General features: G+C 72.2%; 14 protein-coding genes. 6 read left to right on the top strand and 8 right to left on the bottom strand.

The genetic code is table 11. The features are described 5' to 3' along the window. Positions 1 to 104: 104 nt before the first annotated feature. Together ABC304_RS06260 and ABC304_RS06255 are read right to left on the bottom strand one after the other, a co-directional pair. Positions 105 to 1,157: an NAD(P)-dependent alcohol dehydrogenase gene (locus ABC304_RS06260; protein ID WP_412929603.1), complete on the bottom strand. Its 1,053-nt coding sequence runs from the start codon at positions 1,155 to 1,157 to the stop codon at positions 105 to 107. 17 nt (positions 1,158 to 1,174) lie between these two features. After that, complete coding sequence (locus tag ABC304_RS06255) at positions 1,175 to 2,293, bottom strand: glycerate kinase (protein ID WP_412929602.1); 1,119 nt, start codon at positions 2,291 to 2,293, stop codon at positions 1,175 to 1,177. Positions 2,294 to 2,371: 78 nt separating this feature from the next. Between ABC304_RS06255 and galE the strand changes: the two genes are divergently transcribed. Further along, positions 2,372 to 3,346: a UDP-glucose 4-epimerase GalE gene (gene galE, locus ABC304_RS06250; protein WP_412929601.1), complete on the top strand. Its 975-nt coding sequence runs from the start codon at positions 2,372 to 2,374 to the stop codon at positions 3,344 to 3,346. 138 nt (positions 3,347 to 3,484) lie between these two features. Here the strand turns inward: galE and ABC304_RS06245 are convergent, their stop codons facing one another. Further along, positions 3,485 to 4,471, bottom strand: coding sequence for a LacI family DNA-binding transcriptional regulator (locus ABC304_RS06245; protein WP_412929600.1), 987 nt, complete (start codon positions 4,469 to 4,471; stop codon positions 3,485 to 3,487). A 135-nt stretch (positions 4,472 to 4,606) separates the two neighbouring features. Between ABC304_RS06245 and galT the strand changes: the two genes are divergently transcribed. Genes galT through ABC304_RS06230 form a run of 3 tightly spaced genes read left to right on the top strand, consistent with a single transcriptional unit; the run spans position 4,607 to position 7,592 of the window. After that, positions 4,607 to 5,722 (top strand): galactose-1-phosphate uridylyltransferase, encoded by a 1,116-nt coding sequence (gene galT / locus ABC304_RS06240; RefSeq protein ID WP_412932854.1) that lies wholly within the window; start codon positions 4,607 to 4,609, stop codon positions 5,720 to 5,722. After that, entirely contained in the window at positions 5,719 to 6,933 is a 1,215-nt protein-coding gene (galK, locus tag ABC304_RS06235) for a galactokinase (RefSeq protein ID WP_412929598.1), read from the top strand. Before galT ends, galK begins: the two co-directional genes overlap by 4 nt. Positions 6,934 to 6,980: 47 nt before the next feature. Further along, the gene (locus ABC304_RS06230; RefSeq protein ID WP_412929597.1) at positions 6,981 to 7,592 is read left to right on the top strand and encodes a TetR/AcrR family transcriptional regulator; all 612 of its coding nucleotides are present in this window, start codon (positions 6,981 to 6,983) and stop codon (positions 7,590 to 7,592) included. A 69-nt stretch (positions 7,593 to 7,661) separates the two neighbouring features. On the opposite strand, the gene ABC304_RS06225 is transcribed toward ABC304_RS06230, so the two are convergent. The 5 genes from ABC304_RS06225 to ABC304_RS06205 are packed head-to-tail and all read right to left on the bottom strand — an operon-like array spanning position 7,662 to position 13,163. Beyond that, positions 7,662 to 8,648, bottom strand: coding sequence for an LLM class F420-dependent oxidoreductase (locus tag ABC304_RS06225; protein WP_412929596.1), 987 nt, complete (start codon positions 8,646 to 8,648; stop codon positions 7,662 to 7,664). A 38-nt stretch (positions 8,649 to 8,686) separates the two neighbouring features. Next, on the bottom strand, positions 8,687 to 10,189 hold the full coding sequence (locus ABC304_RS06220; protein ID WP_412929595.1) for a cryptochrome/photolyase family protein: 1,503 nt from the start codon (positions 10,187 to 10,189) through the stop codon (positions 8,687 to 8,689). A 29-nt stretch (positions 10,190 to 10,218) separates the two neighbouring features. Beyond that, positions 10,219 to 11,238 carry a DNA-methyltransferase gene (locus ABC304_RS06215; protein ID WP_412929594.1) on the bottom strand — a complete coding sequence of 340 codons (1,020 nt, stop codon included), beginning with the start codon at positions 11,236 to 11,238 and terminating at the stop codon, positions 10,219 to 10,221. Then, positions 11,235 to 12,284: a lipoate-protein ligase LplAB gene (gene lplAB, locus ABC304_RS06210; protein WP_412929593.1), complete on the bottom strand. Its 1,050-nt coding sequence runs from the start codon at positions 12,282 to 12,284 to the stop codon at positions 11,235 to 11,237. Before lplAB ends, ABC304_RS06215 begins: the two co-directional genes overlap by 4 nt. Positions 12,285 to 12,293: 9 nt before the next feature. After that, positions 12,294 to 13,163, bottom strand: coding sequence for an alpha/beta fold hydrolase (locus ABC304_RS06205; protein WP_412929592.1), 870 nt, complete (start codon positions 13,161 to 13,163; stop codon positions 12,294 to 12,296). An 81-nt stretch (positions 13,164 to 13,244) separates the two neighbouring features. On the opposite strand from ABC304_RS06205, the gene ABC304_RS06200 reads away from it, so the two are divergent. Both ABC304_RS06200 and ABC304_RS06195 read left to right on the top strand, forming a co-directional pair. Further along, on the top strand, positions 13,245 to 14,879 hold the full coding sequence (locus tag ABC304_RS06200) for an MFS transporter (protein ID WP_412929591.1): 1,635 nt from the start codon (positions 13,245 to 13,247) through the stop codon (positions 14,877 to 14,879). Positions 14,880 to 14,982: 103 nt separating this feature from the next. Next, the gene (locus tag ABC304_RS06195; RefSeq protein WP_412932853.1) at positions 14,983 to 15,369 is read left to right on the top strand and encodes a MarR family winged helix-turn-helix transcriptional regulator; all 387 of its coding nucleotides are present in this window, start codon (positions 14,983 to 14,985) and stop codon (positions 15,367 to 15,369) included. Position 15,370 lies beyond the last annotated feature (1 nt).

Genomic DNA, 15,370 nt, shown 5'->3' with positions numbered 1-15,370 from the left:
GCGCGCGTTTCGACTCGCTTCGCTCGCTCAACGAGCGGACGCTCGCTCAACCACCGGAGACCGGTCGCTGAGCGAGCGCCAGCGAGACGAAACGCAGCCCCGGGTCAGCTCGCGGGAGCCAGCGTCGCCGTGTCGATGACGAAGCGGTAGCGCACGTCGGACTTCAGCACGCGCTCGTAGGCCTCGTTGATCTGCGACGCGTCGATGAGCTCGATCTCGGGGGCGATGCCGTGCTCGGCGCAGAAGTCGAGCATCTCCTGTGTCTCGCCGATCGAGCCGATGCTCGAGCCCGCGAACGTGCGGCGGTTGGCGAAGAGCGTGAAGACGTGCAGGGGCAGCGCCTCCGGCGGGGCGCCCACGTTGACCATCGTGCCGTCCAGCGCGAGCGTGCGCAGGTAGGCGTCGAGGTCGAGCGGGGCGCTGACGGTGTTCACGATGAGATCGAACGAGTTGCGCAAATTCTTCAGCGTCTCGGGGTCGCTCGTGGCGTAGTAGTGGTCGGCGCCCATCTTGAGGCCGTCCTCCTTCTTGCTGAGCGTCTGCGAGAGCACGGTGACCTCGGCGCCCATCGCGTGGGCGATCTTGACGGCCATGTGGCCGAGTCCGCCGAGGCCGACGACGGCGACACGGCTGCCGGGACCGACCTTCCAGTGCGCGAGCGGGGAGTACGTGGTGATGCCGGCGCACAGCAGCGGCGCGGCCGCCTCGTAGGGGATCGACTCGGGCACGCGCAGCACGAAGTCCTCGACCACGACGATCTTCTCGGCGTAGCCGCCCTGTGTGATGGTGCCGTCCTTGTCCTTGCCGGCGTACGTGCCGACGTTGCCCTTGAGGCAGTAGTTCTCCATGCCGGCCTTGCAGTTCTCGCACTCGCGGCAGGAGTTGACCATGCAGCCGACGCCGACGCGGTCGCCGACGGCGTGCAGCGTGACCTCGGAGCCGACCTCCGCCACGGTGCCCACGATCTCGTGACCCACGACCTGCGGGTAGACGATCTCGCCCCACTCGCCGCGGACGGTGTGGATGTCGGAGTGGCAGATGCCGGCGTAGGCGATGTCGATGAGCACGTCCTTCGGGCCGAGGTCGCGGCGCTCGATGGTGGTGGGCTCCAGCGGCTCGGTGGCGGAGGGGGCGGCGTAGGCGTTGACGGTGTACATGGTCTCCTTCGGGGGGATTAAGACGTCCCCATTGTCCTCCTCGCCAGGCTCTCACCGGCCGCCCGAAGCCATCGCCTAGGATCACGCATCGCTCCGGCCGTGCCGCCCGCGAGCTCCGTCAGGGAGACGGTGTGCGCGAAGGCGTCGGTTGCAGCATCCGGAGCGATGCGGCCGGCCACCAGCAGGACCGGCACTCCCTGCGCGGCGGCGAGCGCGGCGACGTGGCCCGGGACCTTGCCCGCCGAGGACTGCCCGTCGAACGCCCCCTCCCCCGTGATGACGACGGATGCTGCGGCCACCGCCTGCTCCAGACCGATGAGCTCTCCGACGGCCGACGCACCGGGCTGGAGGATCGCGCCCCAGACGAGGAGCCCGTAGCCCGCGCCGCCGGCGGCTCCGGCGCCGGGGGTGCGCGGATCGACCCCGCTCAGCGCTGCCCAGCGGGCGAGGGCGTCGTCCAGCATCCGGATCTCCGCGGGCGTCGCGCCCTTCTGCGGGCCGAAGACGGCCGCCGCGCCGTCGGCCCGAAGGAGTGGGTTGCGCACGTCGGTGAGGACGGTGACGCCGCCGTCCGGCATGGGACGCAGCCCCGTCAGGTCGACGGCGGCGAGGGCCGCCAGGCCGCGGCCGCCGTCCGCGATCGCGGTGCCCGCGGCATCCGTCAGGTCGGCGCCCAGAGCCTGGAGGAGACCCGCGCCGCCGTCGGTGGAGGCGCTCGAGCCGATGCCCACCACGACGCGCGAGACGCCCGCGTCGAGGGCGGCGGCGATCGCGTGGCCGACGCCGCGCGTTCCGGCGTCGAGGGGGCGGAGCGCTGTTCCGAGCAGCTCGATGCCCGAGGTCGCGGCGAGCTCGACGACGGCGGTGCCGGCGGGCGCTCGCGGGGTCGGCGGGAGCAGGAGCCATGCGGCGTCGATCGGCGATCCGGCCGGTCCGGTCACGCGCACGGGGATGCGCCGCGCACCGGGCACGGTGGCAGCGAACGCGTCGAGCGTCCCCTCGCCGCCGTCGGCCATCGGCAGCAGGCGCAGGTCCGTCGCGGGGAGCGCGCGGCGCCATCCCTCCGCGAGGGCCTGCGCGGCCGCCGCGGCCGGGAGCGAACCCTTGAACGAGTCGACCGCGATGACGACGCTCATGTCGTCATCCTGGCACCGGTAGCGTGGGTGGCGCGGACCAGCCCCCTGCGCCGCACCGTTCCGATCCGGAGGAGACCCATGTCCTGGCTCGTGACCGGCGGTGCCGGCTACATCGGCGCCCACGTCGTGCGCGCACTCGCTGCCGCCGACCTCCCGCCCGTCGTGCTCGACGACCTCTCCAGCGGTCACGCGGGCTTCGTGCCCGACGGCGTGCCGTTCGTCCAGGGGTCGATCCTCGACGGCGAGCTCGTCGAGCGCACGCTGCGCGAGCACGACGTCACCGGCGTCATCCACGTCGCGGGCTACAAGTATGCGGGGGTCTCGGTGCAGCGCCCGCTGCACACCTACGCGCAGAACGTCGAGGGCACGCGGGTCGTGCTCGAGGCGATGGCGGCCGCCGGCGTCGCCTCGATCGTGTTCTCCTCGAGCGCGGCCGTCTACGGCACCCCCGACGTCGACCTCGTCACCGAGGACACCCCGAAGGCGCCGGCGTCGCCGTACGGCGAGTCGAAGCTGATCGGCGAGTGGCTGCTGCGCGACCAGGGCGTCGCGACCGCCGAGTCCGCTTCGCCGCTGCGGCACACGTCGCTCCGCTACTTCAACGTCGTCGGCTCCGGCGACCCGGTGATCTACGACACGAGTCCGCACAACCTCTTCCCGCTCGTGTTCGAGGCGCTGATCGAGGGCCGCACGCCCCGCATCAACGGCGACGACTACGACACCCCTGACGGCACGAACATGCGCGACTACGTGCACGTCGCCGACATCGCGCTCGCGCACGTCGCCGCGGCGCAGCGCCTGGCCGCCGGTGAGCCGCTGCATGCCGCGTACAACCTGGGCTCCGGCGACGGCCTGAGCGTGCGTCAGATCATGGATGCCATGGCCCGCGTCACCGGGATCGACTTCACCCCCGACATCGCGCCCCGGCGCCCGGGCGATCCCGACCGCATCGTCGCCTCCGGCGAGCTCGCCGCGCAGGACCTCGACTGGAAGATGCGCTGGAGCGTCGACGAGATGGTCCGCAGCGGCTGGGAAGCCCGCCGCGCGGCCTGACCCCTCCCCGCCGTTGAGCGAGCGAAGCGAGCCGAAACGCTCACCGCTCCCCGCCCGTCGAGCGAGCGCAGCGAGTCGAAACGCACAGCCCTACCCGCCCGTTGAGCGAGCGCAGCGAGTCGAAACGCTCAGCGCGTTCTACACGGGCCGGAAAACAGCCGTACTGGCGCGCTCGACCAGCGTGGCCGGCACCACCAGGCGGGAGTGTCCGGCGTCGGCACCGTCGACCAGCATCGCGACGGCGGTCTCGCCCAGGCGGTCGAAGTGCTGGCGCACGGTCGTCAGCGGAGGACGGTAGTTCGCGGCATCCGCCACGTCATCGAAGCCGACGACCGAGACGTCCTCGGGCACGTGCAGTCCGTGCTCGGCCAGCGCGCGCAGCGCGCCGAGCGCCATCTGGTCGTTTGCGACGAAGACGGCCGAGCCGATGGCGTCCGCCTCGAGCAGCGCGCGGGCCGCGTCGTAGCCCGACGAGGAGGTCCAGGCGCCGCGCACCACGTCGCCGACGACCCGGCCGGCGCTGGAGAGCGCCTCCCGCCAGCCGCGCTCGCGCTCGGAGGCGGCGTAGGACGATGCCGGACCCGCGATGTGCACCACCGTGCGGTGGCCGAGGGCGAGAAGGTGCTCGGTGGCGGCCCTCGCCCCGCCGACGTGGTCGGTCTCGACACCGACGTACCGGTCGTCGAAGGGCGAGTCGACGACGGCGAAGCGCAGGTCGGCGGGCAGCTCGGCGGCGTGAGCCAGGGTGGATGCCTCGTTCACGACGACGACGCCGTCGACGCCCTGATCGCGCAGCCGGTCGAGTGCCTGGGCGAGGGAGTCGCCGATCGTGACGAGCGCGATGTCGTACCCGCGTCGGGCGGCGGCCTCGGTGACGGCCTCGAGCAGGAGCGAGTTGCCGACGGTGGCGAGCGTGGAGACGATCGCGCCCAGGGTGCCGGACCGGCCGGTGCGCAGCGCCCGCGCGGCGCGGTGCACACGGTATCCGCTGTCAGCCATGGCCGTCTCGACGCGAGCGCGGGTGGCGGGATCCACGCGCGGACTGCCGTTGACCACGCGGGACACGGTCTGCGCCGACACCCCCGCGCGGGCCGCGACGTCGGCCATCGAGGCGCGCTTCGCCATGTCACCCCTTCCCGTGTTGACGTTACCATCCCCTGCGCGTAGCGTGTTATCGTGAACACGCTCCCGACAGACGGCCCTTCGGGCGACGCTTCCCCCGGCGATGCGCCCTCGCTCGTCGAGGAGCTCGGCGCCGGCGTGGTGAAGCGCGCGACGCGCCTCGCCGACGGCCGCGACCTCATCTACTACGACGACCCCGGCACCATGCTCCCCCCGGAGCGGAGCGTCGACCCGCGCGTGCTCGAGGCGCGGCCCGAGACGGCCACCATGCGTCGCGACGTGCTCACCGGTGACTGGATCTCGATCGCGGCCTCGCGTCAGAACCGCGCCTTCCTGCCGCCGGCCCACCTCGATCCGCTCGCTCCGCAGGCGCCCGGCAACGCGTCGGAGATCCCGTCGCTGTACGACGTCGCCGTCTTCGAGAACAAGTCGCCGTCGTTCGGCCCCGGGCTCGCCGCGGCCACGGCCGACGCCCCGGCGGCCGCCGATCCGCCGCGCGATCTCGCCGACCTCGATGCCCCGGGGCTCGGGCGCACGCGCAGCTCGGTCGGACGCTGCGAGGTCGTCTGCTTCTCGCCCGAGCACGAGGGATCCTTCGGCACGCTCACGCCGACGCGCGCGCGCACGGTCATCGAGGCATGGGCCGATCGCACGGCCGCTCTGTCCCGCCTGCCCGGAATCCAGCAGGTCTTCCCGTTCGAGAACAGGGGCGAGGCGATCGGCGTGACGCTGCGGCATCCGCACGGCCAGATCTACGCCTACCCGTACCTGACCCCCCGCACGCAGCTGCTGCTCGCCTCGATCCGGCGCGAGGGCGACGACCTGTTCGAGCGCATCGTCTCCTTCGAGTCTGCCGGTCCCCGCGTGGTGCTGGAGGCCGAGCACTGGATCGCCTACGTGCCGTTCGCCGCCCGCTGGCCGATCGAGGTGCACCTGGCGCCGCGCCGCCACGTCGCCGACTTCGCAGAGACCAGTCCGGAGGAGCGCGACGAGCTCGCCGGGGTCTACCTGCGCCTGCTGCGCGGCGTCGACGCCCTCTACGGCGACCCCACTCCCTACATCGCCGCCTGGCATCAGGCGCCCGTCGGCGTCGGCCGCGACACGGTGCGCCTGCACCTGCAGCTGACCTCCCCGCGCCGCGCCGCCGACAAGTTCAAATACCTGGCCGGATCCGAATCCGCGATGGGCGCCTGGATCGGCGACATCGCCCCGGAGGCCGCCGCCGACCGACTCCGAGAGGCCATCGCACGATGACGGATCCGAACGCGCACGACGCGATGACGACGCAGGACGAACGGACGGATGCCGCGTCCCGCGCGTCCGCGCTGCTGTCCGAGCTGACCGCGGGCGAGCCGCTGGGCTCGTGGTCGGCCCCGGGCCGCGTGAACCTCATCGGCGAGCACACCGACTACAACGACGGCTTCGTGCTGCCGTTCGCGATCGACCGCCGCACCAGCGTGGTGGCTGCCGAGCGCGCCGACGGCATGCTCCGCGTCGCCTCGACCTTCGCCGAACAGCCGGTCGAGGTCGCCCTGGCGGACCTGCCCGACCTCTTCCCGGGGTCGGACGTGCCCGAGTGGGCCGCGTATCCCATCGGCGTCGCGTGGGCGGCGGTCGCAGCATCCGGCATCTCCCCCACGCGCGGACTCGACCTCGCCATCGCCTCCGACGTGCCGGTCGGCGCGGGACTGTCGTCGTCGGCCGCGATCGAGGGCGCCACCGCCGCCGCGCTGAACGACCTGTGGTCGCTGGGCTTCGACGCCGTGGCCCTCGCGCGCATCGGCCGCACGGCGGAGAACGACGCGGTCGGCGCCCCCACCGGGATCATGGACCAGATGGCGGCGATGCTCGGGCGGACGGATGCCGCGATCTTCCTCGACTGCCGATCGCTCGACACCGAGGTGGTCGACCTCGGCTTCGCCGCCGCGGGCCTCGACGTGCTCGTCATCGACACCGGCGTGAAGCACTCCCACGCGACCGGCGGCTACCGCGATCGTCGCGACGCCTGCGAACGCGGCGCGCACGCTCTCGGCGTGCCCGCCCTCCGCGACGTCTCGGTGGCCGACCTCCCGCGGGCGGAGAAGCTGCTCGACGACACGACGTTCCGCCGCGTGCGGCACATCGTCACAGAGAACGAGCGCGTGCGCGAGACGGTGGCGACCCTGCGAGAGAGCGGCCCGCGCGCGATCGGCGCGCTGCTGCTCGCGTCGCACGCCTCCATGCGCGACGACTTCGAGATCTCCGTGCCGGAGCTGGACACGGCCGTCGAGGCCGCGGTCGCGGCGGGCGCGATCGGCGCCCGGATGACCGGCGGCGGATTCGGCGGGGCGGCCATCGCCCTCGTGGAGCACGCGGCCGTCGAGCGGGTGGGTGACGCCGTGCGCGCCGCCTTCGATGCCGCCGGCTATGGTGCGCCGTCGATCTTCACCGTCGCCGCGTCGGAGGGCGCCCGCCGCGACACGTGAGGCGACGGGTCGCTCCCCCGCGCGCGGGGCGCCCATACGCTCGAGTTATGGCACAGAGAGGCGCGTACGCGAAGGGCATCGCCAAGCGGGAGGAGATCCTCACCACCGCGCTGGACGTGATCGTCCGCGAGGGGTTCAGCGGAGCATCCGTCCGCCAGCTCGCCGACGCGGTCGGCCTCAGTCAGGCGGGACTGCTGCACTACTTCGCCAGCAAGGACGAGCTGTTCACCGAGGTGCTGCGCAAGCGTGATGAAGTGGATGCCGTCGGCATGGACGCCGCGGGACCCGACCCCGTCGCCCTCTTCGACGGCTTCCTCGCGCTCATCCGGCACAACGCCGATGTCCCCGGCCTGGTGCAGCTGTACGTGCACCTGTCGGCGGCCGCGACGGATCCCGCCCACGACGGGCACGAGTACTTCCGGGAGCGGGTGGAGCAGATCCGCTCGCGCTTCGCGCCGGCCATCGCCGACCTGCAGAAGCGCGGCGATCTGCCGTCGTCGCTGGAGCCCGAGCAGCTGAGCCGCATCCTCATCGCCCTCGCCGACGGGCTGCAGGAGCAGTGGCTGATGGACCCCTCGATCGACATGGCGGGCGACATCGCCGCTCTGCTGCAGGCCCTGGGCCTGGGATCCTCCGCCACCGCTGCGCCCGCCCGTTGAGCGAGCGCAGCGAGTCGAAACGCGTCTCGTCTCGTCGCCGGCGCTCCTCGCTCGACGAGCGGCATGAGGTCAGCGGAGGGCGGGGATGACCTCGCGCTCGAACAGCTCGATGCCCGAGCGGTCGTAGGCGTGCTCGGGGAAGTAGTGGATCGCATAGCCGAGGCCGTGCTCGGCCCGTTCGGCCAGGCGCTCCACGATCTGCTCGGGCGTGCCGAAGCCCAGCGATCCGCGGTAGTCGCTCTCGATCGCGGCGGCGCGCTCCTCGCCCACGTGCGGCGCGACGCGGGCCACGACCTGCGCGAGACGCTCCTCCGCCTCGGCCTCTGACGGGGCGATGATCGTGTTGAAGTTCGACGACCGCGTGATCTCCTCGAACGGCCGGCCGAGCTTCTCGCAGTGCCCGCGGAGCACGTCGCTCTTGTGGTCGAACTCCTCGATCGAGCCGGCGAAGTTCGTGTACGAGGCGTACTTCGCCGCGATCTTCAGCGTGACCTTCTCGCCGCCGCCGGCGATCCAGAGCGGGATGCCGCCCTCCTGCAGCGGCTGCGGCTGCACGATCGCCCCGTCGACCTGGTAGTGCTTCCCGTCGAGGGTCGCGGTGCCGGTGGTCCATGCCTGATGCATGATTTCGACGCCCTCGCGCAGCATCCCGAGCCTGTCCGGGATTCCGGGGAACCCGTAGCCGTACGCTCGCCATTCGTGCTCGTACCAGCCGCCGCCGATGCCCATCTCGGCGCGACCGCCGGAGATCAGGTCGACCGTCGCGGCGACCTTCGCGAGATATGCCGGGTTGCGGTAGCCCATGCAGGTGCACATCTGGCCGAGGCGGATCTGGTCGGTCACGGCGGCGAAGGCGGACATCAGCGTCCACGCCTCGTGGGTGGCCTCCTCGCTCGGCACCGGCGTCGTGTGAAAGTGGTCGTACACCCAGAGGGACTCCCACGGACCCTCGTCGGCGCGCTGCGCGAGCTCGCTCATCACGCGCCACTGATCGGCCGGCTCGATGCCGACGAGGTCGAAGCGCCAGCCCTGGGGGATGAAGGTTCCGAATCGCATGGGTTCAGCCTAGGAGCGGGCCGGATGCTGCGGCTCGATCAGGCGGGATCGCTCGGCACCGGCGGCGTGTCCTCGTCCGCGCGGAACCCGAGGGGCGGGCGCGAGCGCTCCTGCGCCACCACGGCGTGCCGGTCGGCGAGGCGCCGGAGGCCCGCGAACGGCTGCTGCATGCGGTGGTTCTCGCTGAGGATCGGCTCGACCCGGTCGAGGAAGGCCCAGTACCCCGCGGTGTAGGGGCACGCCTTCTCGCCGATCCGCACGGTCGGCGTGAAGCGGCAGCCGCGGCAGTGGTCCGACATCCGGTTGATGTACGCGCCGCCCGACGCGTAGGGCTTGGTCGCCACGCGACCGCCGTCGGCGTGCAGGGTCATGCCGACCACGTTCGCGGGCATCACCCAGGGCGTGCCGTCGACGAACATCGACACGAACCAGTCGTTCATCGCGCGCGGGTCGTAGCCGCGCTGCAGCGCGTGGTTGCCGATCACCATGAGGCGCTGGATGTGGTGCGCCCACCCGTGGTCGCGCACGGTGCCGATCGCGTGCGAGAGGCACGCCTCCTCGATCTCGTCGGCGTCGAGTTCGAGCAGTGCGGGCGGCACGTCGCGGTTCGCGGCGAGCACGTTGCTGTGCACGTAGTCCTCGCCGAAGCGCCAGTAGTGGTGCCAGATCCACTCGCGCCACCCGATGATCTGGCGGACGAACCCCTCCGTGCTCGCCAGCGGCGCGCGGCCCGCGGCGTACTCGGCGACGACGGCGTCCACGGCCTCGCGCGGATCGAGCACCCCGAGGTTCATCGGCACGCTCAGCAGCGAGTGCGCCATCGTCCAGTCACCCTCGAGGATGGCGTCCTCGAACGGCCCGAAGTCGTTCAGCCGCGTCTCGATGAAGTCGCGCAGCGCCGCGCGCGCTTCCGCCGGCGTGACGGCGAACTCGCGCGGCCCGTCCGTGCCCACGAAGCGCACGTCGCCGTCGCGCTCCCAGCGGTCGAGGTCGCGGCGCACCTCGGCGTCGATGTCGTCCTCCTCCGGCCACCAGGGGTCGGGCAGGCCGAGGGTGTGCGCGTTCTTGGGCGGCGACTGCCGGTTGTCGTGGTCGTAGTTCCAGCGGCTGCCCGCGGGGCGGCCGTCTTCCATCAGGATGCCGGTGCGCTCGCGCACCCAGCGGTAGAAGTCCTCCATCGCGGCCTTCGGATGCGCGTCGGCGAACTCCTGGAAGTCGGGCTCGCTCGTGACGAAGCCGCGGCTGGGCAGGATCTCGGCGCCCAGCTCGCGCGCGAGCCGTCGGGCACGGTAGGAGGTCGGATCGACCACCTCGAGGTCGCGGCCCCCCAGCGCCTCACGGAACGTCGCCGCCTGCACGTACTCCATGCGGTCGCCGAGCTCCGCCTTCCGGTGCCGCATCGCCGACAGGTAGAGGTGCGCCTTGCGACGGTGGATCGGGGCACGGCTCCACGCCGAGCGGGCCTCGACCAGCAGCATCCGCCCGCCGTCGTCGAACTCCTCGCCGAGCTGGCCGGCCACCACCCATCGCTGTCGCGCCATGCCGCCATCCTGACGTGCGGCGCGCGGCCTCACCTCGGGTTGACAACCTCCGCGTCGGGGATGCGCCGGCGCATCACCTCGATCGCCGCCGGGTTGGCGTCCACCAGCACCGCGTCCCTGCCGAGGGCGGCCGCCACGGCGCCCGTGGTGCCGCTGCCGGCGAACAGGTCGAGCACGCGGTCGCCCGGCCGGGAGGACGCCTGGACGACGCGCCGCAGGATCCCCTCGGGCTTCTGCGTGGGATAGCCGGTCTTCTCGCGGCCGGTGGTCGGGACGATGGTGTGCCACCACACGTCGGTCGGGAGCTTTCCCCGCGCGGCCTTCTCGGGCGTGACGAGCCCCGGCGCCATGTACGGCTCGCGGTCGACCGACTCCGAGTCGAACCAGTAGCCGGTCGGATCCTTGACGTACACGAGGATCGTGTCGTGCTTCGTCGGCCACCGCTTGCGGGTCTTGGCGCCGTAGTCGTAGGCCCAGATGAGCTCGTTGAGGAACCGGTCGCGACCGAACAACCCGTCGAGCATCACCTTGACGTAGTGCACCTCGCGATAGTCGAGGTGCACGTAGAGCGTGCCGTCGTCGGCCAGCAGCCGCCAGGCCTCGGCGAGCCGGGGCTCGAGGAACGCCCAGTAGTCATCGAAAGCGTCGTCGTAGGCACGCAGGTCGCCGCGCAATCGCTCGTACGACCGTCCGTGGAAGCCGGTGCGGACCGGCGAGGCGGGCGCGCCGGGGGCCGCGTCTGCCGGACTCCACGGATCCGAGGCGGCAGGGGCGCCGGACGCGGCCGCGGATGCGTCGGCGGCACCGATCCGTGGAGTCGCGTCCGCGACGGGAGGGACGGATGCTGCGGCCCGGGCGGTCTCGATCGCGCGCTCGCGCACGCGGCCGGTGTTGAACGGCGGATCGAGGTAGATCAGCGTGAAGGACGCGTCGGGCAGGGTGCGCGCGACCTCCAGGTTGTCGCCGTGGTGGATCGCGACGGAGCCGCGGAGCGCCGGGCCGGGAGCGACCGTGCCGCCGGCGACGGCGTCCGCCGTCGGGTCGGTCACGGCACGCGGCGCAGCCACGCGTCCGTGGAGAACTTCGACTCGACCAGCGCCTCCGCCTCGGCGTACTCGTCGTCGGTGATGTGCCCCGGAACGGCCCCGTACAGGTTCGAGAACGTCTGGATGAAGGTGTCGATGATGGCCGCGCGCGGCATCCCCGTCTGGCTCTTCAGCGGATCGACCCGCTTCGCGGCGGAGACCGTGCCCTTGTCGCTGAGCTTCTCGCGGCCGATGCGCAGCACCTCGGTCATGACCTGACCGTCCATGTCGTAGCTCAGGGTCGCGTGGTGCAGCACCCCGCCGTTGGCCAGCCGCTTCTGCGCGGCGCCGCCGATCTTGCCCTGCGGCGAGGCGATGTCGTTCAGCGGCTGGTAGGTCGCCTCGACGCCGACCGAGCGCAGCGCCTGCAGCACCCAGTCGTCGAGGAAGGCGTAGGAGTCGGCGAACGTCATGCCCGCCACGAGGGATGCCGGCACGTACAGCGAATACGTCACGATCGAGTTGGCGCCCATCATCATGGCGCCGCCGCCGGAGATGCGCCGGACGACATCGAAGCCGTGGCGGGCCGCGCCCTCGGGGTCGACCTCGTTGCGCAGCGACTGGAACGAGCCGATGACGACGGCCGACTCGTCCCACTCCCAGAGGCGCAGCGTGGGGTTACGGCGGCCGTCGCCGACGCGGGCGGTGAGCACCTCGTCGAGGGCGAGGTTCATGCGCGGGCTCACAGGGGCGTCGTGCACGACCTCCCAGGAGAAGTCCTTCCAGCCGGGCGCGGTGACGAGGGCGCGCCGCACGGCGGTGCCCACGGCCTCCGGCGTGAAGCCGAGCAGCTGCGCGCCAGCGGGGAGCGCTCCGCGCACGGCGGCGGCGATCTGACCGCCGTCGGATTCGACGGGAAGCCCCGTGACGGCCGCGTCGATGTCGGCGAGCGCGTCGTCGGGTTCGAGGAAGAAGTCGCCCGCGAGGTGGAAGTCCGCGATCCGCCCGTCGCGCACCTCGAGGTCGACCACCACGAGCTTGCCGCCGGGCACCTTGTATTCGCCGTGCATGCTCTCAGCCTACGGCCGGTGCCGCACGGGGACGCGGGCGTCGAGCCACGCCAGGAGGTCGGCCCGCACCTCCTCCTGCACGCCCTCGTTGAAGATCTCGTGCCGGGCGTCGGGGTAGACGAGCGTCGTGACGTCGGTGAGTCCCGAGCGCCGGCGATACGCGTCGGCCAGCCGGTGCACGCTGCGCGGACCGCCGACCGTGTCGTCGCGGCCGACCATGAGGAGCACCGGGATGTCGCGGCCGAGGTCTCTGCGCGGCCGTCCGACGAGGCGCAGCGTCTCGGAGACGCCGAAGAGCTTCGCGAGGGGGACGTCGATCGTGAGCGGATCGGCGGCGAAGTCCGCTGCAACGGCGGGATCGGTCGACAGCCACTCGAGGCCGGTCGCCTCGGGCCCCGCCCACGGCGCGTTCAGCGGGCGGTGGTTCAGCGAACCCGGCCAGCGCAGCGCCGAACCGGTCAGCACGACCGCGTCGTAGGCGTCGGGGTGGTCGTTGAGAAGGATCTGCGCGAGGAACGATCCCCAGGAATGCCCGAGGAGCACGAGGGGCAGGCCGGGGTTCTCGTCGCGGATGAGCGTCGTGAACTGCCACAGGGCGGCGACGGCCGCGCGGTGACCGCCGGGCCCGAGTCGGCCGAGACGGAGGGCGTCGCCGTGCTGCGTCATGCCGGTGCGGCCGTGCCCGCGGTGGTCGTCGGCGTAGACGATGAACCCGGCGTCGGTGAGCGCGGCGATCGTGCGCGCATACCGGCCCGCGTGCTCCCCGACGCCGTGCAGGAGCTGCACCACTCCGCGCGCGTCTCCGCCGCCCGAGCTGCCCGTGAGGGGGTGCCGGTCGTAGACGATCGTGACGCCGTAGGCGTCGGTGTACTCGGGCATGTCCGGAGCCTATCGCCGTCGGCCCGCCGTCGTGCTAACGTATCGGCGACCACAGATCGCTAGAAAAGCTAGGTAAATCTCATGCACGAGACCGTGAGCGACACCCTCACCCGCCGACGCTGGGCGGGCCTGGTGTTCATCAGCATCGCCGTGTCCCTGATCATCGTGGACTCGACGATCGTCAACGTCGCCATCCCCGCGATCGTCGACGACCTCGGCATCACGTCCACCGAGGTGCAGTGGGTGCAGGAGGCGTACACGCTCGTCTTCGCAGCGTTCCTCCTCGTCTTCGGCAGCCTCGCCGACCGCTTCGGACGGCGCCGTCTGCTCATCCTCGGTGTGGTGCTGTTCGCGGCATCCTCGGTCGCCGCCGCGTTCGCCCCCACCGGCGGGCTGCTGATCCTCGCCCGTCTCGTGCAGGGCGTCGGTGGCGCGATGGTGCTGCCCACGACGCTGTCGCTCATCAACGCCACCTTCCGCGGCAAGGAGCGCGGCATCGCCTTCGCCGTCTGGGGATCGACCATCGGCGGCATGGCGGCGGTCGGGCCGCTCCTGGGCGGCTGGCTCACCACGGACTTCTCGTGGCGCTGGGCCTTCGCGATCAACATCCCGCTCGGCATCCTCATCATCGTCGGCGTGCTGCTGTGCGTCGGCGAGTCGAGAGCCGATCAGCCCGGGCGGATCGACGGCGGCGGCGCGGCCCTCGCGGTCATCGCCAGTGCGACCCTCGTCTTCGGTCTCATCGAGGGCCGCACCTACGGCTGGTGGACCACCGAGACCGCCCCGGCCGTCGGCGACTGGACCTGGCCGTTCTCCCTCTCACCCGTTCCGTTCTCGTTCGCGATCGCCGTCGTCGGCGTCGCCGCCTTCGTGCTGTGGGCGCGGCACCGCAGCCGGCTCGGCAAGACGACCCTCATCGCGTCGGGCCTCTTCCGCATCCCCTCATTCCGCAACGGCAACATCGCCGCCCTCGTCGTCTCGCTCGGCGAGTTCGGCATCATCCTGTCGCTCCCGCTGTGGCTGCAGTTCGTGCAGGGCTTCTCCGCGCTGCAGACCGGCTTCGCGCTGCTGGCGCTCGCGATCGGCTCCTTCGTCGCGAGCGGCGCCGCCGGTGCGACGACCGGACGCATCTCGCCGGTCGCCGTCGTGCGGATCGGGCTCGTGGCCGAGATCATCGGCGTGGCCGGCGTGGGCTTCATCGTCGGAGCCGACATCGGATGGGGATGGCTCATCCCGTGCCTGGTCGCCTACGGCTTCGGGGTCGGTCTCGCGACCGCCCAGCTGACGGGCGTCGTGCTCGCCGACGTGCCCGTCGCCGAGAGCGGCCAGGGCTCGGGCACGCAGTCCACCGCCCGGCAGATCGGCTCCGCGCTCGGCGTCGCGATCCTCGGCACCGTGCTCTTCACCAGCACCGCCGGCATCCTCGGGGCGAAGCTCGACGACCGCGGACTCCCTCCGGAGCAGCGCGACCAGGTGGTCTCGGCGGTGGTCGACAGCGCCGGCGGCGCGATCGCGGGACTCGAGCAGTCGCCCGACACCGCAGCGATCGCCGACGACGCCAAGGCCGCGTTCTCGGAGGGCACGCGCCTCGGAGCCTTCACCGCGGCGGGCTTCCTCACCCTCGGCCTGGTCGCGTCGCTGTCGCTGGGGCCCTCGCGCGGCGGTCGCCGCGCGGCGGAGGCGCGCGGGCAGGACGGGGCTCCGGCAACCCCTTAGCATGGCTAATGAGCTATGCTAAGTAATCGTGACCGCCGCGACAGACACCCCGGAAGCTCCCGACATCACCGGTGAGCTCAGCGGCGCGGCATCCGATCTGCGCATGGCGACCTTCCGCCTCGCGCGGCGCCTGCGCAGCCAGCGCGCCGTCGACTCGATGAGCGACGGCCAGTTCGCCGTGCTGGTCGCCCTCAAGGTGCACGGCCTGCACACGCTCGGCGAGCTGGCGGAGCGCGAGCGGGTCACCGCCCCCTCGATGAACCGCACGGTCACCCGCCTGGAGGAGCTCGGCTACCTCACCCGCTCGGCCGACGAGAACGACCGCCGCAAGGTGAACATCGTCGTGACGGATGCCGGCCGGGAGGTCGTGGCGGAGACCGTGCGCCGCCGCGACGCGTGGCTCGAGGCGGCACTGCAGCAGCTGACGGATGCCGAGCGCGCCGTGCTCGCGGAGGCCGCGGCCATCATGCGGGAGGTGGCCGACAGATGAG

The organism is Microbacterium jepli, from assembly GCF_047237905.1.
Classification (GTDB): Bacteria; Actinomycetota; Actinomycetes; order Actinomycetales; family Microbacteriaceae; genus Microbacterium.
The sequence above is the reverse complement of the archived record's forward strand: the minus strand, read 5'-3'. Positions and strand labels throughout refer to the sequence as shown.